Source organism: Dyella tabacisoli (assembly GCF_003350925.1).
Classification (GTDB): Bacteria; Pseudomonadota; Gammaproteobacteria; order Xanthomonadales; family Rhodanobacteraceae; genus Dyella_C; species Dyella_C tabacisoli.
In genome coordinates, this window is record NZ_KZ857173.1 from 742,631 (window position 1) to 764,588 (window position 21,958).

The 21,958-nt window shown below is 60.4% G+C and carries 23 protein-coding genes; 12 read left to right on the top strand and 11 right to left on the bottom strand.

The annotated features are described in order from the left end of the window. Positions 1-133 precede the first annotated feature (133 nt). Positions 134-2,968, bottom strand: coding sequence for a type 2 lanthipeptide synthetase LanM family protein (locus DVJ77_RS03085; protein ID WP_114843967.1), 2,835 nt, complete (start codon positions 2,966-2,968; stop codon positions 134-136). A 98-nt stretch (positions 2,969-3,066) separates the two neighbouring features. Beyond that, complete coding sequence (locus DVJ77_RS03090) at positions 3,067-3,270, bottom strand: DUF6229 family protein (protein ID WP_114843968.1); 204 nt, start codon at positions 3,268-3,270, stop codon at positions 3,067-3,069. A 443-nt stretch (positions 3,271-3,713) separates the two neighbouring features. On the opposite strand from DVJ77_RS03090, the gene DVJ77_RS03095 reads away from it, so the two are divergent. From DVJ77_RS03095 to DVJ77_RS03115, 5 genes are all read left to right on the top strand, one after another. Beyond that, complete coding sequence (locus tag DVJ77_RS03095; protein WP_114843969.1) at positions 3,714-4,067, top strand: hypothetical protein; 354 nt, start codon at positions 3,714-3,716, stop codon at positions 4,065-4,067. 359 nt (positions 4,068-4,426) lie between these two features. Further along, positions 4,427-5,107, top strand: a complete 681-nt coding sequence (locus tag DVJ77_RS03100; RefSeq protein WP_114843970.1) for an aspartyl/asparaginyl beta-hydroxylase domain-containing protein — start codon at positions 4,427-4,429, stop codon at positions 5,105-5,107. Between the two features lie 47 nt (positions 5,108-5,154). Beyond that, positions 5,155-6,243 (top strand): alginate lyase family protein, encoded by a 1,089-nt coding sequence (locus DVJ77_RS03105; RefSeq protein ID WP_225427756.1) that lies wholly within the window; start codon positions 5,155-5,157, stop codon positions 6,241-6,243. A 99-nt stretch (positions 6,244-6,342) separates the two neighbouring features. After that, complete coding sequence (locus DVJ77_RS03110) at positions 6,343-7,275, top strand: peptidylprolyl isomerase (RefSeq protein ID WP_114843972.1); 933 nt, start codon at positions 6,343-6,345, stop codon at positions 7,273-7,275. A 159-nt stretch (positions 7,276-7,434) separates the two neighbouring features. Next, the gene (locus tag DVJ77_RS03115) at positions 7,435-8,028 is read left to right on the top strand and encodes a class I SAM-dependent methyltransferase (protein WP_114843973.1); all 594 of its coding nucleotides are present in this window, start codon (positions 7,435-7,437) and stop codon (positions 8,026-8,028) included. An 8-nt stretch (positions 8,029-8,036) separates the two neighbouring features. Here DVJ77_RS03115 and DVJ77_RS03120 read toward each other — a convergent pair whose 3' ends face one another. Both DVJ77_RS03120 and DVJ77_RS03125 read right to left on the bottom strand, forming a co-directional pair. Next, on the bottom strand, positions 8,037-9,911 hold the full coding sequence (locus DVJ77_RS03120) for an ABC transporter ATP-binding protein (RefSeq protein ID WP_114844216.1): 1,875 nt from the start codon (positions 9,909-9,911) through the stop codon (positions 8,037-8,039). 62 nt (positions 9,912-9,973) lie between these two features. Beyond that, the gene (locus DVJ77_RS03125) at positions 9,974-10,750 is read right to left on the bottom strand and encodes a DUF4349 domain-containing protein (protein ID WP_114843974.1); all 777 of its coding nucleotides are present in this window, start codon (positions 10,748-10,750) and stop codon (positions 9,974-9,976) included. A gap of 171 nt (positions 10,751-10,921) precedes the next feature. On the opposite strand from DVJ77_RS03125, the gene DVJ77_RS03130 reads away from it, so the two are divergent. Beyond that, positions 10,922-11,599 (top strand): PadR family transcriptional regulator, encoded by a 678-nt coding sequence (locus DVJ77_RS03130; protein ID WP_225427758.1) that lies wholly within the window; start codon positions 10,922-10,924, stop codon positions 11,597-11,599. 226 nt (positions 11,600-11,825) lie between these two features. Next, complete coding sequence (locus tag DVJ77_RS03135) at positions 11,826-12,755, top strand: DMT family transporter (protein ID WP_114844218.1); 930 nt, start codon at positions 11,826-11,828, stop codon at positions 12,753-12,755. Here DVJ77_RS03135 and DVJ77_RS03140 read toward each other — a convergent pair. Next, the gene (locus DVJ77_RS03140) at positions 12,752-13,654 is read right to left on the bottom strand and encodes a LysR family transcriptional regulator (protein WP_114843975.1); all 903 of its coding nucleotides are present in this window, start codon (positions 13,652-13,654) and stop codon (positions 12,752-12,754) included. The two genes, DVJ77_RS03135 and DVJ77_RS03140, sit on opposite strands and share 4 nt — an antisense overlap. 101 nt (positions 13,655-13,755) lie before the next feature. Between DVJ77_RS03140 and DVJ77_RS21020 the strand changes: the two genes are divergently transcribed. Further along, positions 13,756-13,896, top strand: coding sequence for a hypothetical protein (locus DVJ77_RS21020; RefSeq protein ID WP_162791351.1), 141 nt, complete (start codon positions 13,756-13,758; stop codon positions 13,894-13,896). Between the two features lie 49 nt (positions 13,897-13,945). Then, complete coding sequence (locus tag DVJ77_RS03145; protein ID WP_114843976.1) at positions 13,946-14,587, top strand: NAD(P)-dependent oxidoreductase; 642 nt, start codon at positions 13,946-13,948, stop codon at positions 14,585-14,587. A gap of 79 nt (positions 14,588-14,666) precedes the next feature. Here DVJ77_RS03145 and DVJ77_RS03150 read toward each other — a convergent pair whose 3' ends face one another. The 4 genes from DVJ77_RS03150 to DVJ77_RS03165 form a co-directional block, all read right to left on the bottom strand. After that, entirely contained in the window at positions 14,667-15,290 is a 624-nt protein-coding gene (locus tag DVJ77_RS03150; RefSeq protein WP_114843977.1) for a c-type cytochrome, read from the bottom strand. 9 nt (positions 15,291-15,299) lie between these two features. Next, positions 15,300-16,274 (bottom strand): copper resistance protein B, encoded by a 975-nt coding sequence (locus DVJ77_RS03155; protein ID WP_225427760.1) that lies wholly within the window; start codon positions 16,272-16,274, stop codon positions 15,300-15,302. Continuing rightward, complete coding sequence (locus tag DVJ77_RS03160; RefSeq protein WP_114843978.1) at positions 16,271-18,022, bottom strand: copper resistance system multicopper oxidase; 1,752 nt, start codon at positions 18,020-18,022, stop codon at positions 16,271-16,273. Before DVJ77_RS03160 ends, DVJ77_RS03155 begins: the two co-directional genes overlap by 4 nt. Before the next feature lie 78 nt (positions 18,023-18,100). Further along, on the bottom strand, positions 18,101-18,484 hold the full coding sequence (locus tag DVJ77_RS03165) for a hypothetical protein (RefSeq protein WP_114843979.1): 384 nt from the start codon (positions 18,482-18,484) through the stop codon (positions 18,101-18,103). Positions 18,485-18,583: 99 nt separating this feature from the next. On the opposite strand from DVJ77_RS03165, the gene DVJ77_RS03170 reads away from it, so the two are divergent. Both DVJ77_RS03170 and DVJ77_RS03175 read left to right on the top strand, forming a co-directional pair. Continuing rightward, positions 18,584-19,501 carry a 23S rRNA (adenine(2030)-N(6))-methyltransferase RlmJ gene (locus tag DVJ77_RS03170; protein ID WP_114843980.1) on the top strand — a complete coding sequence of 306 codons (918 nt, stop codon included), beginning with the start codon at positions 18,584-18,586 and terminating at the stop codon, positions 19,499-19,501. Between the two features lie 76 nt (positions 19,502-19,577). Further along, the gene (locus DVJ77_RS03175; RefSeq protein ID WP_114843981.1) at positions 19,578-20,093 is read left to right on the top strand and encodes a Slp family lipoprotein; all 516 of its coding nucleotides are present in this window, start codon (positions 19,578-19,580) and stop codon (positions 20,091-20,093) included. Positions 20,094-20,111: 18 nt separating this feature from the next. Here DVJ77_RS03175 and DVJ77_RS03180 read toward each other — a convergent pair whose 3' ends face one another. Further along, positions 20,112-20,504, bottom strand: a complete 393-nt coding sequence (locus tag DVJ77_RS03180; RefSeq protein WP_114843982.1) for a VOC family protein — start codon at positions 20,502-20,504, stop codon at positions 20,112-20,114. Next, positions 20,501-20,995: an MmcQ/YjbR family DNA-binding protein gene (locus DVJ77_RS03185; protein WP_225427762.1), complete on the bottom strand. Its 495-nt coding sequence runs from the start codon at positions 20,993-20,995 to the stop codon at positions 20,501-20,503. Before DVJ77_RS03185 ends, DVJ77_RS03180 begins: the two co-directional genes overlap by 4 nt. 258 nt (positions 20,996-21,253) lie before the next feature. Here DVJ77_RS03185 and DVJ77_RS03190 point away from each other — a divergent pair, with 258 nt between their 5' ends. Further along, positions 21,254-21,868, top strand: a complete 615-nt coding sequence (locus DVJ77_RS03190; protein WP_114844220.1) for a GNAT family N-acetyltransferase — start codon at positions 21,254-21,256, stop codon at positions 21,866-21,868. The last annotated feature ends 90 nt before the right edge of the window (positions 21,869-21,958 follow it).

A 21,958-nucleotide genomic window follows, 5' to 3' on the forward strand; every position in this document is an offset into this window, starting at 1 on the left:
ACTGACGATTATAAGAAGCGCCCACCCGACCTGGTAAGCGATGCGTCCAAGCGGTAGATCGGCGCGATGCATCGAGTTGGCATCGTCGGCGCCGATTCGCACGGCTAACGGATTACTCCGCTAACCGCATCCATCACGCGGCTTGATTCAGGCGCTCAAGCAGCAGCGGCGAGGCCAGCTTGCAGTCTGGATGCATCCGGTTGAGGCTATGGATCGCACCAGCCAGACCGGTCATCAGACCCGGTGTAAAGGCGGCACGAGTCATTCCGCCGATCACCCCGTGATGCTCCTCAATGGCCGAAATAACCTGCGCGGTCGGCTCATCCCGGTCGGCGCTGGAGACATCGGGATCCAGCGCCGCGGCGCGCACGAACAGCTCCCACAACGACAGGTCGCCGTGGCAAAGGGTGTGACTTGAACCCCACTGTCCATGCGAAGCCGTAACGGCGCGACGCAAGGTGCGCAAATGACGCGGATCACGCGTGCGCGCGTACAGATCGCCGGCGGCCAAACCGATGCCGACACTGCCATTGCACCAGGTGTGAAAGGTCTCAGTGACGCCCAGTTGGCGCATGTCGAGCCAATTGCCCAGCGTCTCGTCGTACAACGAATCCTGGAACGCGAACGCAGCGTTGGCGAGCGCACTCCAACGCGCGCGATCGGCCTCGTCGCCTGCACCGGCCAGCGCCAGTCGCGCCAATGACCAACCGACGCCGACGGCGCCGTGCGCGAATCCGCCGATCGGCTCGGCGAACACCGGCGTCTGCCAGCGCGCGCCGCGCGCATCGACAATAGCCGCTGCCTCCAAGTGCCGTGCCGCCCGCGCAGCCAGTGCGAGCCAGCGTGCATCGCCGGTGGCCTCGGCCAGTTGCAATAACGGCACGATGGCACCACTGGCCCCATCGATGATGTCGAAATAGGTATCGTTGCCGAAGCCTTCGAGCGCCAAAGCCTCGGCACAAGTCACCGCGTTAGCCAGCAACTCGGGACGCCGCAACAGATCATGCAGGGTCAGCCAGGTCCATATCTGCGCACCGTAGCCGCTAAAGCCGCCAATCGTCCGGGGCTTGTCGGCTATGACCAATGCCTGCAGGATTTTCAAGGCACCGTTGAGTGCGTCGTCAACACCGGGCACCACGTCTGCACGGCCGCACTCAACCTCGTATACGTAGCCAGCCAACGCGACCACGACCCCACCGAGGCCAAAGTAGACATCGGCCTGCAGCGGTTGGACCAGCCAGCCGCTCTGGGTCGTTTCCGGGGTAATCCAGGTCACCGAGCCATCGTCGCCGCGCACGGCAAGCCGTAGCAGGCGCTCGACCGCTTCCACAGCAAGCTTGCGGCGGCGTGCATCAAGACGATCAGTATGCGGATGGCGAGCGAAGTAATGACGCCCGCTTGCCACGGGCTCGTCAACGCTGCGATTGAGCTTGGTCGCGACTAACGCGCTGCGGATGGTCAGCTCCTCCAGATCGATGCGCATCGCCCGCCAGTCGGCCAGCGCTGCATCGATCCGCGCGCGATTCAGCGGCGCTGCGAAAACCGGCACATCGCCGTAGCGCAGATCGTCGATCTCGGCCGCTATCTCCTGCGCTGCCGATGGCGCGATCGGCACCACGAGAGCATTGCGTGCGAGCAAGTCGCGGGCACGCTCGATCGCCTTGGCTTCGTCGTACAGCGAAGCCGGGTGCCATAGCATGCGCCCGATTTCCATATAGGCCTGGGTCGGCCGGAGGATATCGCGAGCCTGGCAGTGCTCGAATGCAGCCAGCAACGGCATGAGTTCGCCATCGGCATCGAGCTTGCGCAACTGCGTTGTGGCAGCGAGAAAACCTTCGCTGATCTGGTCCCAATACAACGACACGTCAGGATTCCGGCCGGGGTGATTCCGGGCCGGAGTCACGTCGACATTGATGACCTTTACTCGCGCCTCCGTCGTGCCCTCGCCCACGATAACCGGCGCATGCACTTGCGGCTGCTGGTTCGGTAATGCGCCGGCCGCGGAGATGTCGACGCCATCAAAGCCTAACGCCGGCGCGCGGTAGGGGACGATACCGGTGCGCAGCACCGAGCTGCGGATCAGTACTTGGGCAACATCGTAAGCGTGGCCGTATGGCGATGGCAGGCCCTTGTCGATGACGGCGAACAAACTCTCGACGTCGATGACTACGGGTACCGGACCTGCGGCGATCAGATTTTCCAAATGGATGTCTGTGCCACCGAGCAGGCGCAACACCGCCAACCAATGACCCAGGCCGCGATAAAAGACCCGCAGCTCGTCTTCGCTTTCACAATAGCGCTGGACAACGAAGGCGGCCCAGCCATAGTCGCCGCGGTCGATCACCTCGGGCACGCGGATGCGGTTGGCGGCGGTGCCGAAAACGCCGGCAAGAAATGCATCGAGCACGCTGTCGATGCGTAGCGAACGCGGCTTGTACATTACCTCGCCGCCCTCCAGCGACAGCCGCGCTACGGCTTGGCCGCCCGCGTGCAGATCGCCCTGACCCAGGGCCAGTGCGGTCAGCCGCCCGGCCCGGCGGCCGAGCAGGCGCGCCAGCGCGGCACGGTCGGTGATAAACCGCATCAATAGTGTTTCGATGGATATTCGCTGCTGGCTGAGTACACGCTGCAGGCGCTTGCGCAGTGCCGGATAGCGACGATCCAGATGCTCGGCAAATTCCGCTTGCAGCGAGCGTTCGACGAATTGGGCAAAACGACCGGCGTCGTCTTCGGCAACCAATTCACCGGCCCGTTTGGCGGCGTGCAGCTCCAACAGCAGCACGCGATTGAGCTTGAGTCGCGCCGTATGGTGCACGGCCTCTTCGACCGCCGAGCGAATCAATGCCGCTTCGCCGAGATCGAGCCCTGTGGATAGTTCCGCGAGGCGGGCAGCGAACGCTGCACGTGTGGAGGCGGTGAAGTGTTCAATGATGCGGGTGAAGGCATCAGGTGTACTTGTCTCGACCATCGTTTGCTCGGAATCCTTCCAGTTCAGGAGGCAGTTCGCAAAACTATCGATGATAAACGCGCAGCCAAAAGCGGACTGCGCGTTGATTGAAGCTTAGTTCAACAGCAGTCACACCCGCCGAACCCGCCGCACGAAACGGTGGTCGCGCTGGTAAACATATTCATCCCCGCGGTCGAGCTGGTCAGTGCCGCCTCGGTCGCTGCCGCACCTTCGATGTAGAGTGGACCGGCCGGATTCTCCATGCCGTCAATGCTGTCCGAACCGCTGAGCCAGCCCGAAACGATATCGTCAGTCTGTTGCATAGCGTTACTCCTAAGCTATCGAGTTGGATTTGAATGGCAGCCAATCCCACTTCTCCGGGATTGAAGCCATTCCCGAACATTGATATTCAAGACGTATGCGGGAGCCCCTCTCCAAGCCGACGCAGTTGCGCGCCGAAGCCCTCTGTGGAAACACCGCGCCATACGTTGAGCGCAATGGGGCACGGTTGTCAACGCGAAATGCCAGCCTCACTTATCACTATCTGATGCGCTCTTGGGGCTTCTTAGCCGCACACAGGCTGACCCCGCCCCCGCCTATCGATCTTCACCGGCTGGCGATCGATACCCGACCTTGACCGGCACAGCCTCTTTCACGCCATCGTCACGTATGAGATGAGCCGCATCATTAACGGTCGTCCCTTCTCGGATCAAAGGAATATCGATATCTCAGGGGTGCTTGAACCCTTCTGTTAGGTGGATGTGCCATGCCTGCCGACAGCAACCTGAAGGTCGATTTCTACAGCAAGGATCCCTCTGAGATACAAGAGTATCTAGGGAAAATTTACGCCGACAATGCCTTCCAGGTCGGTGGAAAGCAGAAGTATGTGAAAACACGAATTCGCTTTTTATCAGAAAGCACGCGCGAGTCCTTTCTGATTATCTCGTGCACGGGTGGCAGCGCTGTCTACAGTCGCGATGATCTTTCGGCAGCGTGTTCGCCGGGGGTGATCGTCCCTATTTCAGCAACAGGCAACTCGCTGCGTATCGGCGGCCATGCCTTCGCTGCCGCCAGTTACAGCGACAAGATTGCAGGAATATGCCATTTCGTTGCTGCTTGAAATGCATCCTCACAACTACAGCCGCTTCTTTGAGCGCGCGGATAATGCACCCACCTGCCCCGATCATCGCCCACTCGGCGCATTGAATCGCTTACGCAAGGTGGTATACGACCGGATCAGCCGGGTAAGACATGAGATGAACTCGGTCCAAAGGCAGGAGCCTTAGCCTGTCGCCGGTTATGGCCCGGCCGAGCGATCACGCGAATCGCTGCCCGGCGGCCAGTCGGATGGCATAGGTCGAATCGTTGACGAGGTTGTAAGGCGCCGTCTTACGAGCCTCAAGAACTTGACGCATTGGCTAAAAGCAGCCCAACTTCTTTAATCTTGACGCAGCTAAAGAAATGCGTACAGATTAAGCCATGGGAATTTACGATTTATCGGTTCGCGCCATTCGGGCTGTCTATAGCGCTCACATCGCGACACCGCCAGTTTTAGATGCCGACACAGTATTCCCCGCAGCCCAGCGCTTTGCCGCCGCGTGGCCAGAGATCCGCGAAGAGGCGCTACTGCTTGCTCGCCAACTGCACAAGGTGCCGCGCTTTCATGAGCTGATGAAAGAGCAGTCGGAAATTTCGGCGAATGACGGCCGCGACTGGCGCCTCTTTCTATTGAAGGTCTACGGCGTCGATATCGCAAAGAATATGGCGGCCTGCCCTCGCCTCGCCGAGTTGATCTCGTCCGAACCCGACGTGCTTTCCGCGACGCTATCCTTTCTGGCTCCGCACAAGCACATTCCCAGGCATAGCGGCCCGTTCAAAGGGGTACTGCGCTTTCAGCTCGGGGTATCGGTACCGCTGGCAGAGGACGGTCGTCCGGCATCTGTGCTCGCTATTGAAGATGTGGAATATCGCATCGGCGATGGCGACTACCTGCTATGGGATGACACCTTCGCGCACGAGGTATGGAACCGGAGCGACGAGACACGGGTAGCGCTACTGCTCGATGTACGCAGGCGCAATATGCCCAGGGGCCTGACCCTGCTTTCGCGACTGCTGATCGCCATGATCGGATTTACCGCCCGGTTTCGCGGTTTGGCGTAAACGTCCGCCATTCACGGCAACATGAATAAGGACAGGAGAAGAGAACGATGCCGAGAATAGCGACCTTGCAAACCCTGGGGATACTCGCTGGCATGGCGATGGCATTGTCCGGCGCCGGCTGCGCCACGGTCGGCCATGAAGCACCAAGCTCCCCCTCCCCCATCCTGGGCTGGTGCTCTGTCACTTCTGAAAATACGGGCCCAGCGAAAACCATTCTCGACGTCGCCTTGCATCATCTCGACGACCGGCCAGGCGCCATAGCGCACGTACATACGGAGGGGACCCTGCCGCATCAGGGCATACGCGATCAAAGCATGGCGGCGGAGAAGGACTGGCCGATCATGCGCCGCGCCGCGCAGGCCTGGAGGATCAACGGCGATCCGCGCTACCTGAAACAAGTCGATGCCTACTTGGCGGCTTGGGCCGGCACTTACCAGCCGGACTTCAATCCGATCGACGAGACAAATCTGGATGGACTGATTGACGCCTATATGTTGACGGCCGACGCCTTAAGTCCAAGCACGCGAACCATGGCACAGGCGCTGCTACGCAAGCTCGGCACCGGCTATATCGATCGGATCCAGCACGCGCGCCGGCCTGGGCCTGCCACCACGATCAACAATTGGCAGAGCCATCGGGTCAAGCTGATCGCGCTCAGTGCGGCCGCGCTGGGCGACCGCGCCATGCTGAGCAGCGCTTTTGCGATATTCAAACAACAAGTCGCCGATAACATTCGGCCTGATGGCTCGGTGATCGATTTCGGCGAGCGCGATGCGTTGCATTACGTGGTCTACGACTTGCAGCCCCTGGTGCAAGCCACACTCGCCGCAAAGCCTTATGGTATCGGCGGCGACTGGCTGAACTACCGGACCTCGCAGGGTGCTTCGCTGCGTCTGGCGCTCGATTGGCTGCGCCCCTATGCCGAAGGTCAGCGCAGCCATCAAGAGTTTGTGCACACCAAGGTGCCGTTCGACCTGGCCCGACGAGAAGTCGGTGAGCCCGGCTATAGCGGCTTATGGGATGCCAAGACCAGCAGCACGTTGTATTGGCTTGCCGCAAAACTCGATAGCGGTTACCTGTCCGTGGCGCAAAAGCTGGCACCACAACCACCGGATTGGGTTGGGGTTTGCCGGTAGCGCGGGGGCATTGTCGCTGCCGGTTGCCTGCCCCCTAACTAACCGTATGCCAGCTCTGCTACCTTGCAGCACCGCCATCCTCTCAGCGCAAGGTTCGCCATGTCTCGATTCGTCTTACGTCTACTCGGCCTGTCCTTGCTTTGCGCAGTGAGCTTGCCTTGCGCCAGCGCCGATAGTCCGGCCGCAGCCAAGACACCGACGCCAAAAGAGCTACTGGAGCGATCCAAGCCGGAAGAGTGGCGTAAGCCCGATCCCGAGAACCTGCTGTTGATGCAACTGCCGCAGGGCCGGGTCATGATTGAATTGGCGCCGGACTTCACCCCACTGCACGCGGCCAATATCCGCACCTTGGTGCGTGAACATTATTTCGATGGCCTGGCGGTCATACGGGTACAGGACAACTTTGTCTCGCAATGGGGTGATCCCGAGGACGACGACAAGGGTGATAAGAGCAAGCTGCGCTCACTCGGCAAAGCCAAGCGCACCTTGCCTTCGGAATACACCCGTCCGATCGACAGCAAGCTGCCGTGGACCGCGCTACCGGACGGCGACGTCTATGCCCCCGAGGTCGGTTTTTCGGAAGGCTTTCCGGCAGCCCGCGATAAAGCCAGCGGACAGGAATGGTTAACTCATTGCTATGGCATGGTCGGCGTAGCGCGCGATGTGGGCCCCGAGACCGGTAGCGGCAGCTCGCTGTACGCCGTCATCGGCCAGGCGCCACGCGGCCTGGATCGCAATCTCGCCATCGCCGGCCGGGTACTGCAAGGCATGGAATACCTTTCTGGACTGCCGCGTGGCACGGGACCGCTGGGTTTCTATGAGAAACCGGCACAACGGCTGACTATCCAATCCATCCGCCTTGTCGCCGACCTGCCCGCAGCCGAGCGCGGCAAGCTTGAAGTACTGCGCACCGATAGCGCCACCTTCGCCGCGCTGATCGAAGCCAAGCGCAACCGCCGTGACGACTTCTATAAGCTGCCAGCCGGTAAGATCGACCTTTGCAGCATCAATATCCCGGTACGCGGGCCGTAAGACCTTGATGGTTTTGCTTCCGCCCCGCATATCAGAACATCCTGTTCATCTGCAGTTGTTAGCCTGCAATTGTTAGCCCGCAGTTGTTAGCGTGTACTTGCTAGACCTATATCGACGTCAGCCTTTGGCCAACGCCGCCCTTTTCACCGGAAGTTGTCGATGTCGTTGAGCGATACCCTGGCTTTTTTACGCGCATGGTTGCGTGATCCGCGCAGCATCGGCGCAGTGGCTCCCTCGGGGCCGGCATTGACGCGATTGATGACAGCTCATATCGGCCAGCTCGACGGCCCGGTGATCGAATTGGGCCCCGGCACCGGTGTGTTCACCCGCGCCCTGCTTGAAGGCGGCTTGCCTATCGATCGGCTGGCCTTGATCGAAGCCGACCCCCACTTTGCCGACGCACTGGCCCGCCGTTATCCGCAAGCTCGCGTGCTAAGCATGGATGCGGCCCAACTGGGTCAAACCCACCCCCTCTTCGGTGAGGAGCGTGCCTGCGCCATCATCAGCGGCCTGCCGCTGTTGTCGATGCCGACCGAGAAAGTGATCGCGATTCTGCAAGGTGCGTTCGATCAGCAACTGCATGCCGATGGCGTGTTTTATCAATTCACCTATGGGCCGCGTTGTCCGCTTTCAGACAGCACCCTGCAACAACTCGACCTGGTAGCCGTGCGCGTCGGCAGCGCCTTGCTTAATTTGCCGCCGGCTTCGGTTTACCGTTTTAGCCGTCGGCCGCAGGCGCGGTTTGTCGCCTAGTTTTCTACTTACCGATACCCTGCCGCCTGCAGCTCGAACAGCTCCGCGTAGTGCCCGCCAGCGGCGACCAGTGCATCGTGACTTCCTATCTCCACGATGCAGCCGTCATCCAACACAATGATGCGGTCGGCCATACGCACCGTGGAGAAGCGATGCGAAATAATCACCGCGCTCTTATCGTGCGACAACTCCTTGAAGCGCTGGAATACCTCGAACTCGGAGCGCGCATCCAGCGCGGCCGTCGGCTCGTCCAGAATCAGCAGTTGCGCATCGCGCATATAGGCGCGGGCGATGGCGATTTTCTGCCACTCGCCGCCGGATAAATCCACCCCGCCCTTGAATAGCTTACCCAGCATCTGCTCATAGCCTTTGGGCAGTTTCGCAATCACCTCGTCGGCTACGCTGCGACGGGCCGCATCGACGATACGAGCCTGGTCTTCGCGCGCCTCGATACGCCCCACGGCGATATTGTTCGCCGCACTGAGAAAATAGCGCATGAAATCCTGAAAGATCACACCGATATTCGCGCGCAGTTCTTGCAGATCGTATTCGGCCAGCGGATGACCATCCAGCAGGATGCGCCCTTCGCTTGGGTCGTATAGGCGCGACAACAGTTTCACCAAGGTGGTTTTGCCGGCGCCGTTCTCACCTACCAGTGCCAACACCTCGCCCGCATGCAGCTTGAAACTCAAATGCCGCACCGCCCAGCGCTCGGCATCGGGATAGCGGAAGCCGACATTGTCGAACACGAAGCCTTCGCGAATGGGATGTGGGAAAGGCCGCGGGTTCTGCGGCGAAAAAATCTCCGGCTTGATCTGAAAGAACGAGAACAAATCGTCCAGATACAGTGCCTGCCCTGCCACTTGCGAAAAGCCCACCAACAGCCCTTCCAGCAGGCTACGCAGGCGACGGAACGAGGCGGAGAGAAAGGTCAGGTCACCAATCGTGAAATGACCTTGCACCGTACGCAACGCAATGACCGCGTAAGCGGCGTAATAACCGATCGTGCCGATCGTGGTGAACAAACCACCCCAGCCGGCTCTGCGCACTGCAATAAGCCGGTTGGCTCGATAAATCGACTGTGACAGCACGCGATAGCGATCGATCAGGAAACGATTGAGGCCGAAACTTTTCACCTCTTTAGCGCTCTGCGCGCTGGCGCCGATCATGCGCAAATAATCCAGCTCGCGCCGCTCGGGCGTCCACTGGTAGTTGACCGCGTAGCTCTGCGCGTTGAAATGCAGCTCGCCGACAAACACCGGCACTAAGGCCACCAGCAACAGCACGATCAGCCACGGCGCGTAAATCATCAGCCCCACCGCAAAACTGACGATGGTGACCATATCCTGTGCCTGGCCCAGCAACTGCGACAACAGCGAACTACGCCCGGCGACCTGGCGGCGTGCGCGATCGAGCTTGTCTTGCAGATCGGCGTCTTCGAAATCCTCCAGATCCAGCGAGGCGGCATGCTCCATCAGTTGCACACTGGTGGCATTGGTATAAAGCTCGGACAACAGCGAATCGATCAGCGAAACGATACGCCCCAGCAAATCCGCCCCCACCGCGAGCGCAAATTCCAACGCCAACAGCCACCACAATCGATGCAGCAGCGGGTCGCTCAACCAGGCGGACAGATCAGCGTGCAGCCCGCCGGTACGAAAGAGGTGGGTGACCTCGTCGATGATGAGTTTGCCGACATAAAGTGTCGCCACCGGCAGCAAAGCGCGCAGCAAGCGCAAGACGATGCTGGCGATACTCATCGCCGGGCTGGTTTGCCAAATGCCGCGCAAGAACGGCGGCAAGTTGCGCAAGGCGACAAACCGCTCGCGCAAACTCTGCTTTGGCGGCGGCTCGCTGCGGCCCTGGCCACGACGGCCGCCCATGAGATTTTCGCGCGACATCGCGATGCAGTTCCTTAATAAGTATGGAAAGCCCGAGCCTGCTGTTAGCTGCGACGTGAAACCACTTTGCGCCACAGCCACCGCCATAGCAGCAGTAGCGGAAAAGCCAATAACAAGAACGGCAGGCCATAACCGAACATGTCTAGCGCATCGGCAATACCGTCAGTGAGGCGATCCATCCAACGACTGAAAGAGCCGCTTACCCGCGCCGAACGGTTATCCGCGCCGACCGGCGTAAAACTCAGGGTGACCTTGTTGGTATCGAGCCGGTGCTGCATGACGGCAGCGCCAAGCTCCAACTCCTGCATGCGGCTATCGATGTTGGCCTGCTCACGGCTGATCGCGATCAAATCGGCCACCGCGATATCGCGTCGCGCCGCAAGCTCGCTGAGATGCTGCGTATGCGCCTGCAGTTGCTCGCGTTCGCGATGATTGTCGGAAATCACCTGGGCCAGATCTTCGGCCGAGGTTTCGCGCTCGCCGATTTCGCCGCCTTGCGCGGCCAGGGCCACCAGCGGCTCGACCCCGGCTGGCACGATACGCAACACCAGTTCAGCGCGATTCTTGCTTTGCTCGATGCGCAGCACATTGCAGGCGCCGAATTGCGCTGACTCGCACGCACTGCGCGTGGCGGCGAGCCTGGGCGCGATGGCATCGGCAGGCAATTGCAGGCTCAATCGATGCTCGTAGGCCAGCATGGCTCCCGCCTTGCCCTGCTCGCCGGTCAACGTGGCCGGTGGTGCAACCTCCATCTTTTTGGAGCAGCCCGACAGGGCAAAAACCAGCAGCAGCACCATAAACAACACACGCCTTGCATACATCCACCCGCGCCCATTGATCCGCACTGCACACTCCTCGATATCTGCCCAAAGCCCCGTCCAGCGGCCGTTCGGCATTCTACGCGGTGCCGTTCCGGCAACCCGCACTTGCTTAAAGATATGATTGCGATATATCGTAACCCAACTTGCTACGATATATCGGAGTAACAACGTATGCATAAATACCCTATGTTCTTCCAGGCCATGCGGCATCGCTGGCATGAGCACGCCCACCGCCCTTTCTGGTGCGATGACTCCGGCGACGACCTGCACGGAAACCAGCACGAACGCCATGCCGGACGCGGCCCCTTCGGCGAGCGCATGGGCGGACATTTCTTCGCTGATCTGAACGGCCTGCGCGGCGGCGGTCGGCGCGGTGGCGGCGGCCGCATGTTCGGTCATGGCGATCTCAAATTGCTGTTGCTGGCCTTGATCGAGCAGCAGCCACGTCATGGCTACGAATTGATCCGCACCATCGAGGAAATGTTCCACGGCAACTACACGCCCAGCCCCGGTGCGATCTACCCCACACTGACGATGCTTGAGGAACTAGGCTACGCCAAGGTCGAAAACGAACAGGGCGGCCGCAAGTTGTATGCGATCACCGCCGAAGGCAGCGCCTTTCTCGACGAGAACCGCGAGGCGGTCGACGCCGTTATTGCGCGTACCGAGCACAGCGCCCGCATGGCCGCCAAGATGGCGTTGCCCACGGCCATACGCCATGCCATGCACGCACTCAAGCATGCCGTGCTGATGCGCGGCACCGATTGGAACAAGGCCGAGGGGCAGCGGGTGGCGGCGATCATCGAACGAGCTGCGACTGAAATCGCCAGCGGGATACGCCGCGAGTGAAACCACGGCGGCAAAATCGATAAACGCCAGCGCCTCGTCGCATCTGCAGCGCAAGACTCGTAGCCGGCCGCGCTCCCCCGCCTCGGAGATACCCCTTCGACAACGGGAAGCGCGGCGGCGACGATAGCGAGAACGACTGACGAGCGATGCGCACTCCTGGATATCGCTGGAAGAAAAACCTCCCGGCACGGTTAGAATGCGCTGCCGCGTCCAAGCGAATCTCCCCATGCAAGCCGTCAACAAGGCCCGTCTGCAGATCCACTTCTGCGTCTTGCTATGGGGCTTTACCGCCATCCTCGGCGCGCTCATTACTTTGCCCGCCTTGCCGCTGGTGTGGTGGCGCATGCTGATGGTGGCTGTGGCGTTGCTGCTGATGCCCAAGGTGTGGCGCGGACTCAAAGCCATGCCGGGGCGATTGCGCTGGGCCTACGCCGGCATCGGGGTGTTGGTGGCGCTGCACTGGCTCAGTTTTTACGCTGCCATCAAGCTGGCCAATGCTTCGGTAGCGGCGACTTGTATCGCGCTGGCGCCGGTGTTTCTTGCCTTGGTCGAGCCATGGATTGCACGGCGCCGTTTCGACACTCGTGAGTTACTCATCGGCGTCGCCGTCGTGCCCGGCGTCGCCATGGTGGTCGGCGGGGTACCCACGGATATGCGTATCGGCATCGCCGTAGGTACGGTATCGGCCCTGCTCGTGGCCGTGTTCGGCTCGCTCAACAAACGCTTCGTCGAGCACGGCGATCCGCTCACCGTGACCTGTATCGAACTAGGCACCGGCGCCATCTTCTTGACCTTGCTGGCGCCGTTGCTGCCGCATACCGGTGCCGCTTTCGTATGGCCCAACGGACATGATGCATTGTTGCTGCTGGTGCTGGCATTCGGCTGCACCTTGCTGCCATTCGCCCTCGCCCTGGTTGCGCTACGCCATATGAGCGCGTTCGGCACTCAAATGGTGACGAACCTGGAGCCGGTCTACGCGATCTTGCTCGCCGTCGTGCTACTCGGCGACCAGCACGTATTGAATCGATGGTTCTATGCGGGTGTGGCGGTGATCCTCACCGCGGTTTTCGTGCATCCCTGGCTTACTCGTCAACGCAACCCGGCGACGCAGTCGGAATTGCTCGGCACCGCTGAAAGTCACAGCGTGATCGACTAGACAGCGGCCTCAACCAATCGATCTCGCAAATGCGCGATAAAGGCCCGTACCTTGGCCGGCGGCTGTCGACTGGGATAGACGGCATGAATGCCGCCCTCGGGCAGCCGGTACTGCGCCAACAAGGCGACCATGCGACCGGCACGGATATCGGGCTCGGCGAGGTAATCGGGTAACACCGCCACACCCGCACCAGCCAATGCCACCGCGCGCACTGCAGCGGCACTGTTGGCCTGAGCCACCTGCGGAATGCGCACCGTGTGCCGCTTACCGTTTGAACTGGTGAAGATCCAGCGCGACGGCGATGCCAGCACCGACAACGCAATCAGAACATGCCCGGCCAGATCCGCCGGACGGCGCGGCACCCCGTTGGCAGCGAGATAAGCGGGTGCAGCGACCAGCAACTGGCGAAATCCATTCAAGCGCACGGCGCGCAGGTTGGAGTCGCGCAACCAGCCGCTGCGAATCGCCAGATCGAAGCGTTCCGCAATCAGATCGCTGACCTGGTCGCCAAGGGTGAGATCGACCTGCACGGCCGGGTGCAGCTTAAGAAAGCTGGCGATGGCCGGCGCCACAACCGCCACGCCGTAGTCCATCGAGGTCGTGATGCGCAGGGTTCCGGCGGGTGTATCGCGACTCTCGCCAATGCGCTCGATCGCCGCATCGGTCTCATTCAGTATCCGCACGCAGTCGGCGTGAAACATCACACCGGCCTCAGTCAACGACATACGCCGCGTGCTGCGCATCAGCAGGCTCACGCCGAGCTCCTGCTCCAGTCGCGCAAGGTGTTGGCTGACCATGGCCTTGGTCATGCCCAATTGCTCGGCAGCCGCGGTAAACGAGCCCGCCCCTACCAGGGCGACAAAAACCGCAAGCCGATTAAGATTGACTTCGTTTGCCATGCGCACCTCACTGTCAATCGTAACTTTACAGTGAATTATCTATTGGTGCGTATATCTAAACCAATGAACAGCGCAAGCTATACCCCACTGACCGCTCATTGGTGACTACCGAGACCTTTCCCCTCACCCTGCTCGCACTGACCGTATTGACCAGTACCGCGCAAGCAAAAGAACAGCCATTGAGACTCGACATGTACAACGCGGTCGACAAAGTCAGCAAAGGCGAGATGCCGCGGCCTTGAATCGAATCTACGCCACCCCACTATTCCCAATCGCTTCTGGAGAGTACTTATGAAAATTGCACTATTCGGCGCTACCGGCCATATCGGCCAAGGCATTCTCGACGAAGCACTGTCGCGTGGTTACGAGGTGGTCGCTGTCGTACGCGATCCAAGCCGCCTGGCTCAAAGCAACGCCAAACTTCAGGTCGTTACCGGTGACGTCGCCAAGCCCGATAGCTGGCTCGATGCCGTGCGCGGCACCGACGCCGTGGTAGCGAGCCTGTCCGCCCGCCGCGACGGCGACCTGTCCAGCGTGCCGGGCAATGCGGGCATCTTGCTCGACAACTTGCCCAAGGCCGGCGTCAAGCGCCTGCTCTGGGTGGGTGGCGCCGGCAGCCTGGAAACAGCGCCCGGTGTGAAAGTGATCGACGATGCGCACTTTCCCGAAGCATGGAGACCCGAAGCGGGGGCGCAAGGCAAAGCACTGGAGGTATTCCGTGCAAGCAAGAGCAATGTGGACTGGACCTATGTCAGCCCCGCCAAAATGATCGAGCCAGGTGAGCGCAGCGGCACCTACCGCGTGGGTGGCGATCAGGTTCTGCTCGATGCCAACGGCGTCAGCCGCATCTCTATCGCCGACTACGCCATCGCCATGCTTGATCGCATCGAAAAGCACGACGCGCTGCGTCAGCGCATCACGGTCGCTTATTAAGCCGCCTGTTGACCATTAAGTCGTAACCGATCGTTCGCCATCGCACGCAACGCGATGGCGAACGATCACTACCGCAGCTTCAATGTTCGTGTGGGGCAGCGGTACTTGAAGCCGATGCAGGCTTTGTCTCACCGGAAGGCATCGGCATGGCTTCGTGATCGTCATCATGCGCCATGCCGTGACCGCCACCGTGCCCGTCATTGCCAGGCATGCCGGCAAGCTCCACAAAATGCGCCTCATCGAGCTTGGGCAGTTGGCGCACAAAGGCGACCATCTCCCAGATCGCCGCATCGTCATGGCTACGCCCCCAGGCAGGCATCGCGGTTAACTTGATGCCGTGCTTGATCGTCCAGAATGCCTCGGCTGGATCATGCACACCATGCTGAGCCAGATCCGGCGGCTGTGGATATAAGCCTTCACGTAGTTCCGTCTCGCGCATTCCCGGCGTGAGATGGCAAGCCGCGCACATCTCGGCGTAGCGGCGCGCACCGCTGCGAATACGCGCCGGGTCGTCCAGGTCGGGTACGGTGATGCCGGCCGATTGATGCGCTATTGAACGGTCGCGCAAGGTCGCGATCGCCGTTTCAGTCATCGCCCAATGCGGGCGGTCGGCACCGATGTCGTAGACACCCGATGTTACAAAGACGACGGCCGCGACGACCATCAGCATTAGCAATGTCAGCAAAGCAATGAATGTCTTCATCGTCGTTCCTCAGAACCAGATCCGCACGCCAGCCACCCAGGTGGTATCGCGTGAATGTTTGTTTTCAAGGCTATCGCCACCACCACGACGATAAGTCCAATTGACACCGACGTAAGGCGCAAGACGGCGACTGAATTCGTAGCGCAGGCGAAGCCCGGCGCCTGCGTCGGACAAGCCGGATCGCATATCGCGACGGGCATCGTCCTTGCCGTAGAGGTTCAGCTCAAGCTTGGGCGTCAATATCAGCCGTTGCGTGAAAAGCAGGTCATAGCTGGCCTCGAAACGCGCTGCCGTGCGTCCGTTGGCGCCAAGGTAAAGCGTGGCTTGCGTTTCAAACCAGTAAGGCGCTAATCCCTGCACGCCGAAGGCCGCCCATTGCCGGTTGGGCCCCTGACCGAAATCCTGGCGCACGCCTAACTGCCAATCCCAGAACGTGGTTTTGGCATGACTCCATAGCAACTCGGCACGAGCATCTTGAGTACCTTCGCGCCCATGTTCACCTTCGGTCTTCAACCAAAGCCGGTTGATGTCACTGCCCCACCACGCTTCGGCCTCCCACGAGCTTGCGTAGTCGCCACGAATGCTGCGGCTGCGCTCCAGTCGATCCAGCAGCAACATGCCGCGCTCCCCGGTGTCATCCATCTGCATCACATCGGCCATGTGCTCAGGCAACATATCCGGCATCTGTGTGTGCGGCGCGGGCGGTGCTACGTGACCGTTCGGCGGCAGCGATGATGTTTCTGGATGTGCCATCTGATCCATGCCTGGCTGCTGCATATCGGATATCGGCATATCCATCGCGGCATGGTCATGCACCTTTTGCCCCTGGGCCGGCTTGGCGGGCTTGCCAGCACTCCCATGTATATCGTGTGCGTGCATGTCCGGCATCTGGTCAGTGGCTTCATTCGCCATGACGGCCAGCGGCAACAGCGCCAATCCAAGCCATGTCTTCGGCCATGTTCTCGAAAGCTTGCGCACACTCATGCCACCACCACTTCGCGGAACATGCCCGCCTCCATGTGATAGAGCAGATGGCAGTGATAAGCCCAACGCCCCACGGCATCGGCACTTACGCGATAGCTGATGCGCTGCGCCGGTTGCACCACCACCGTGTGCTTGCGTACCTGGAAGCTGCCGTCCGGCGACTCCAGCTCGCTCCACATGCCGTGCAGATGAATCGGGTGGGTCATCATGGTGTCATTGACGATCACCACGCGCACGTGCTCGCCATGCTGTAGGCGCAAGGGTTCGGCATCGGAAAAGCGAGTACCGTCGAACGACCACAGATAACGCTCCATATTGCCGGTCAGGCGCAGGGTGATCTCGCGATCCACCGTGGGTGAAATCGGCGCATCGACCGCATGCAGATCCGCATAGGTCAGTACGCGGCGACCGTTGTCGCGCAGACCCACGCCGGGATCGTCAAGGTTGCTGCGCGGCTGCGGCACGCGCATATCGACCTCGGGACTTGTCTTGAGCGGGGCCGTAGGCATGGCATCGCCATGTGTCATTGCCGAGTGATCCATACCGGCCATATCGCCCATGCTGCTCATGTCATGGCCCATGTCGGCATGACTCATGTCGGCATGACCCATCCGCCCCATCATGTCGCCCATGCTGAGCAAGGGACGTGGATCGAGTGGCGGCACTTCGGCTGACATGCCAGGCCGTGGCGTCAACGTGGCACGGGCATAGCCGGAGCGATCCATGCTTTGCGCGAAAATGGTCCACGCGCGATCGGCAGCAGGCTCGACGATGACGTCGTAGGTTTCCGCCGTGGCAATGCGGAATTCATCCACGCTTACCGGCTCAATCGGCTGTCCATCGGCGGCGACTACGGTCATCTTCAAACCAGGAATGCGCACATCGAAAAAGGTCATCGATGAGCCATTGATGAAACGCAGCCGCACCTTGTCGCCGGCATCGAACAAACCGGTCCAGTTGCCGGCCGGTGCGTGACCATTGATGAGATAGGTATAAGCGCTGGCGGAAACATCCGCCACATCGGTCGGGTCCATCCGCATCTGGTTCCACATGCGCCGCTCGGCAAGCGCCTGGCTCATGCCCTGGCGTCGCGCATCGCGCAAAAAGTCGCTTACGGTGCGTTTGCCGTGGTTGTAGTAATCGCTCTGCTTTTTGAGATTGGCGTAGATGCGCTCAGGGTCGTTATCGGTCCAGTCGCTCAACAGCACGACATAGTCGCGTTGCGTGCCATGGCGCTCGCCATCGCGCGGCTCGATCACAATCGGGCCGTACAGGCCGGTCTGCTCCTGAAAGCGCGAATGACTGTGATACCAGTACGTGCCGGACTGATTGACCGTGAAACGATAAAGGTATTCACCGCCCGCCGGGATACCGTCGAAACTCAGGCCCGGCACGCCATCCATATCAGCCGGCAGCACGATGCCATGCCAATGAATCGAACTGGCGACCGCCAGGCGGTTGCGCACGCGCAGATTGATGGTGTCGCCTTCGCGCCAACGCAGTAGCGGCGCCGGCAATTGACCATTGACCACGGTGGCTATGCGCTTGCGTCCGGTGTAATCAACCGGCAGCTCGCCGATCTCCAGTTCGAAATCGGTACCGCTCAACTCGGCGCGCGGCGCCACAGGCCGGGCCCATGCGTTATCGCCACCCCATAGACCTAAGCCGGCGGCCACACCCCCTAGCGCCAGCCCTTGTACGAAACGCCGACGCGGCAACTGAAAGCCGCGCGTATCTTGCTTACTCATTGAATCACTCCGTCACTCAAACCTGCCAGGCAGGCACGCTCATCGGCCATTGCATCGGCCGTCATCGTGAGAGAAGGATCAGGCGGCCGGTGGCCGTAGCGGAGGTAGCTGTATGGGTTGAGGAGCTTCACCGCCGAAATAAGGTGAATCATCAACCTTGGCCATGACGGTCTGCGGCGCGACCATGGCTATCTGCGGTAACGTCGCCGAGGCACAGGCACAGGTGCAACTGACCTGCGGGCTGCCCATGGGATGCCCCATATCGTGACCATCGCCGTGCATGTCGTGGTTAGACATGTCCGCGTGACCATTCATATCCATCGTCATGGCAGTGGATGAATGCAAGGTGCTGCAGCAACCGCCCTGCGCCCAGGCCATACCGATCAGCATCAGCCATGCACACAGCGCCAACGCGAACAAGGCGCGGCAGCGACGCAATGACGGCAGGAAATGAGCGGACATGGCGCGAGCATAACCAGCGCAAAGCGCCAAGCTCAACTCTGGAGCAGGCTCCAACCGGCTTAGAAGCCTATAATCGCCATCCACTTCAGCGAAACCGCCATGAATTATCGCCACGCCTACCATGCCGGCAACTTCGCCGATGTCCTCAAGCACACCGTACAGCTCGCCTTGATCGAGGCGCTGCGAGCCAAGCCGACGCCCTTTTGCGTCATCGACACCCATGCCGGTAGTGGTTGTTATGCGCTCGATAGCAAGGAAGCCGGCAAAACCGGCGAGTACAAGGACGGCATCACGCGTCTGCTGTATCCCGATTTACAGCGGCCCGATTTGCAGCGACCCGGCCAGCAACAGGCGCAGACCGGGCAAGCGCTACCGCCGCTGCTTCGTCGCTGGCTCGATTCCATTCTCGCCCTGCCCGGCAACGAAGACGGCCTTAAGCTTTATCCCGGCTCGCCGTTGCAGGCGGCACGCAGCATGCGGGCCGAAGACAGCGCCCAGCTATGCGAGCTGCATCCTGATGAGGCCGAGCGATTGCGCGCAGTGTTTCATCACGATCATCGCGTGCACGTACACCAACGCGATGGCTATGAAGCCTTGAAAGCGCTAACCCCGCCGAAAGAAAAACGCGGATTGGTGCTGATCGATCCGCCCTATGAGGCACAAGAGGCCGAATACAAAGCCATCGAAAAAGCGCTGAAAGCCGCACTGCTGCGCTGGCCCACCGGCATGTATGCGGTGTGGTATCCGATCAAATTGCGCAGCCAGGTGCAGCCCTTCCATCGCTGGTTGCAACGCTGCGGCGCCAAGCGCGTGTTGCGTGCCGAACTGTTGATTCACCCCGACGATTCGCCACTGCGCCTCAACGGCTCGGGCATGGTGATATTGAATGCACCGTGGCAGCTAGATGAAGCCTTGCGTGAATCGCTGCGCGCCCTGGCACGCCTGCTGTCACAAACGCGCCAGGCCGAATGGCGGCTGGATTGGCTGCTGCAAGACAGCCATCCTCCAGCGCCTTGACGCCTACCCTGATCGATCCGCACCGATTAAGCTCGTGTCTCATGTCGTCAAGCCGCACTCACTAAGGAGCCGGACCATGCGCACTCATGCCATCACTTTCTTGCGCCGCCTGATCGCACCGACCGCACTATTGGCCCTGGCAGCATGTGCACCGGCACCGATCTATAAGCCATCTACCGATGCGGTCCTCGCGTCGCCCACGGAAGTAGCTCAATCGCCTGAGCGATTCGCCCAACGCGGGGTGATCTGGGGCGGGCGCGTAGTCGGCGTTAAAAACCTTGCCGATCACAGCGAAATCGAGGTGTTGGCTTATCCCCTCGATAACTCGCAACGGCCCAAGGCCGGCGACAGTGGCAGCGGCCGCTTTATCGCGGTGATGCCAGGTTACGTGGAATCCATCAATTATCCGGCCGGCGCACTGATGACCCTCAGCGGCAAACTCGACGGCAGCCGTACCGGCAAGGTCGGCGATGCCAGCTATGTGTTTCCGCTGGTCAGTGTTGCGCAATCGCACGTTTGGACGGCCGATGAAATGCGCGGCGGCAAGCCGAACATCAACTTTGGCGTAGGCCTGGGCGTCGGCATTCGCTGATTTGCCGTCTGAATCCGCTCATCGTTTAAGCTGCAGCAAATCCCAGGCGTTGCCATAGAGATCCTCGAATACCGCCACGCTGCCATAAGGCTCGTGGCGTGGCTCTTCGCGAAAATGCACGCCTTGCGCGCGCATACGCTGCCAATCGCGCTCGAAATCATCGGTATGCAAAAACAGAAATACGCGGCCACCTGTTTGATCGCCGATGCGGGCAAGCTGTTCGGCACCGCTGGCTTTAGCCAACAGCAAACGCGTTTCGCTCGACCCTGGCGGCGCCAGCAATACCCAACGCTTGCCGCTGCCCAGATCGGTGTCATCGATCAATTCAAAACCTAGTGCACGCGTATACCAGGCGATGGCCTCGTCGTAGTCGGCCACGACTAACGCGATGCTGCCAATGTGCTGCTTCACGGCTTGCTCCTCGGCTCAACCGGCAACTCACCCAGCGAAGCCTGCAATTTCTTGGTCAGCTTAGCGCGCACCAAAACGTACGAGTCACGAATGAAAGACGCCAACTCGGCGGTGTCGAAGCGCTGCGGCTCGGCGATCAAAACCCAGCGTGCCCGCGCCAAATAAGGCGCCGGAATGATGCCAGGCTGATCGGTGAGTTCGAGAAAGCGGTCGTCCTCGACCTTGAACGACAACCGCCCACCTTCGCCGCCGTCTTCTGGCGTCACCACAAACATCTTTTCGCCCACACTGAAGACCAGGTTCGAGCCCCATTTGACGTCGCGTGTCACGCCCGGCCAGTTGCCGCAGAGCGCATCCAACTGTGCCACCGTCATCCCTTGCTTCCGTTTCGCTGTCATTGCGTGGTTCTCACTGAAATCACCTGACTGCTCGTCGTCGCACGATGATGCTGCCTCGCAGCATTCATAGGTTTTGCCCAGATGCTGTCTCAAACAAGTTCGCGACGGACTCTTAGCCTAGCTTAAGAGCACCCTCTGCAGACAGCCGACATAGAACCAATAATAACTTCAAGTATTTGTTTTAACTATTATTTAAATGAAGTAAAGGCGAATTTATCTGAGCCATTTCGAGCCATTGATGCTCAACTCAGAGCTTGGCGAACCGGCATCCATCCACGCCAGCATCACTTCTCCGGCATGAATATATTCATGTTGCATCGCACACAGTACGGTAAAGTATGGTCCATGCTGATGACACATACCCCCTCCCCTTATTCGTACAACGCGGGTACCCCGCAGACCGGCCTGCCGCCGCCTAGCAGTGTGCGCTTTGCGCCCGTGTGCCTGGCCAGCCCTCCAGAGGGTGAGCGGCTGCATATCCAGGACGGACGTGAGCTGCGTCTACGCGGTATCGAACCCAGCGATGTCCCGGCACTCAAACGCTGTTTCAATCGTCTTTCGCCCGAAGACGTCCGTCGTCGTTTCATGCACGCCATGGCCGAACTGCCTGAGCCGATGGCGCAACGCTTGTGCCGCATCGATCCGACCATCGAAACCGCCTATGTGCTGATGGACGAGTCGACAAAGCCGTCCGAAATGTGCGGCGTCGGCCGCATCTACGTCGACGAATCGGCCGCCAGCGCCGAATTCTCCGTGCTGATCGAACAGGATTGGACGCGCCTGGGCCTGGGCGCACTTTTACTGCAACGGTTGGTGGATGACTGCCGTCACCGTGGCCTCACGGAGATCTGGGGCTATGTACTGGTGGAGAACCGCCCGATGCTGGAGCTATGCAAAGAACTGGGCTTCACTCGCCGGCTGGCGCTGGATGAGCCCGGTACTGCGCTGATCTCGCTGCAGTTGTAGATCGAAGCTGCTGTGCCCTTACATGTAACGCGATGAGCCCGGTTCGCCGGGCTCATCGCGTTACACTTGCGCGCTTTCCCCGGCGCACAT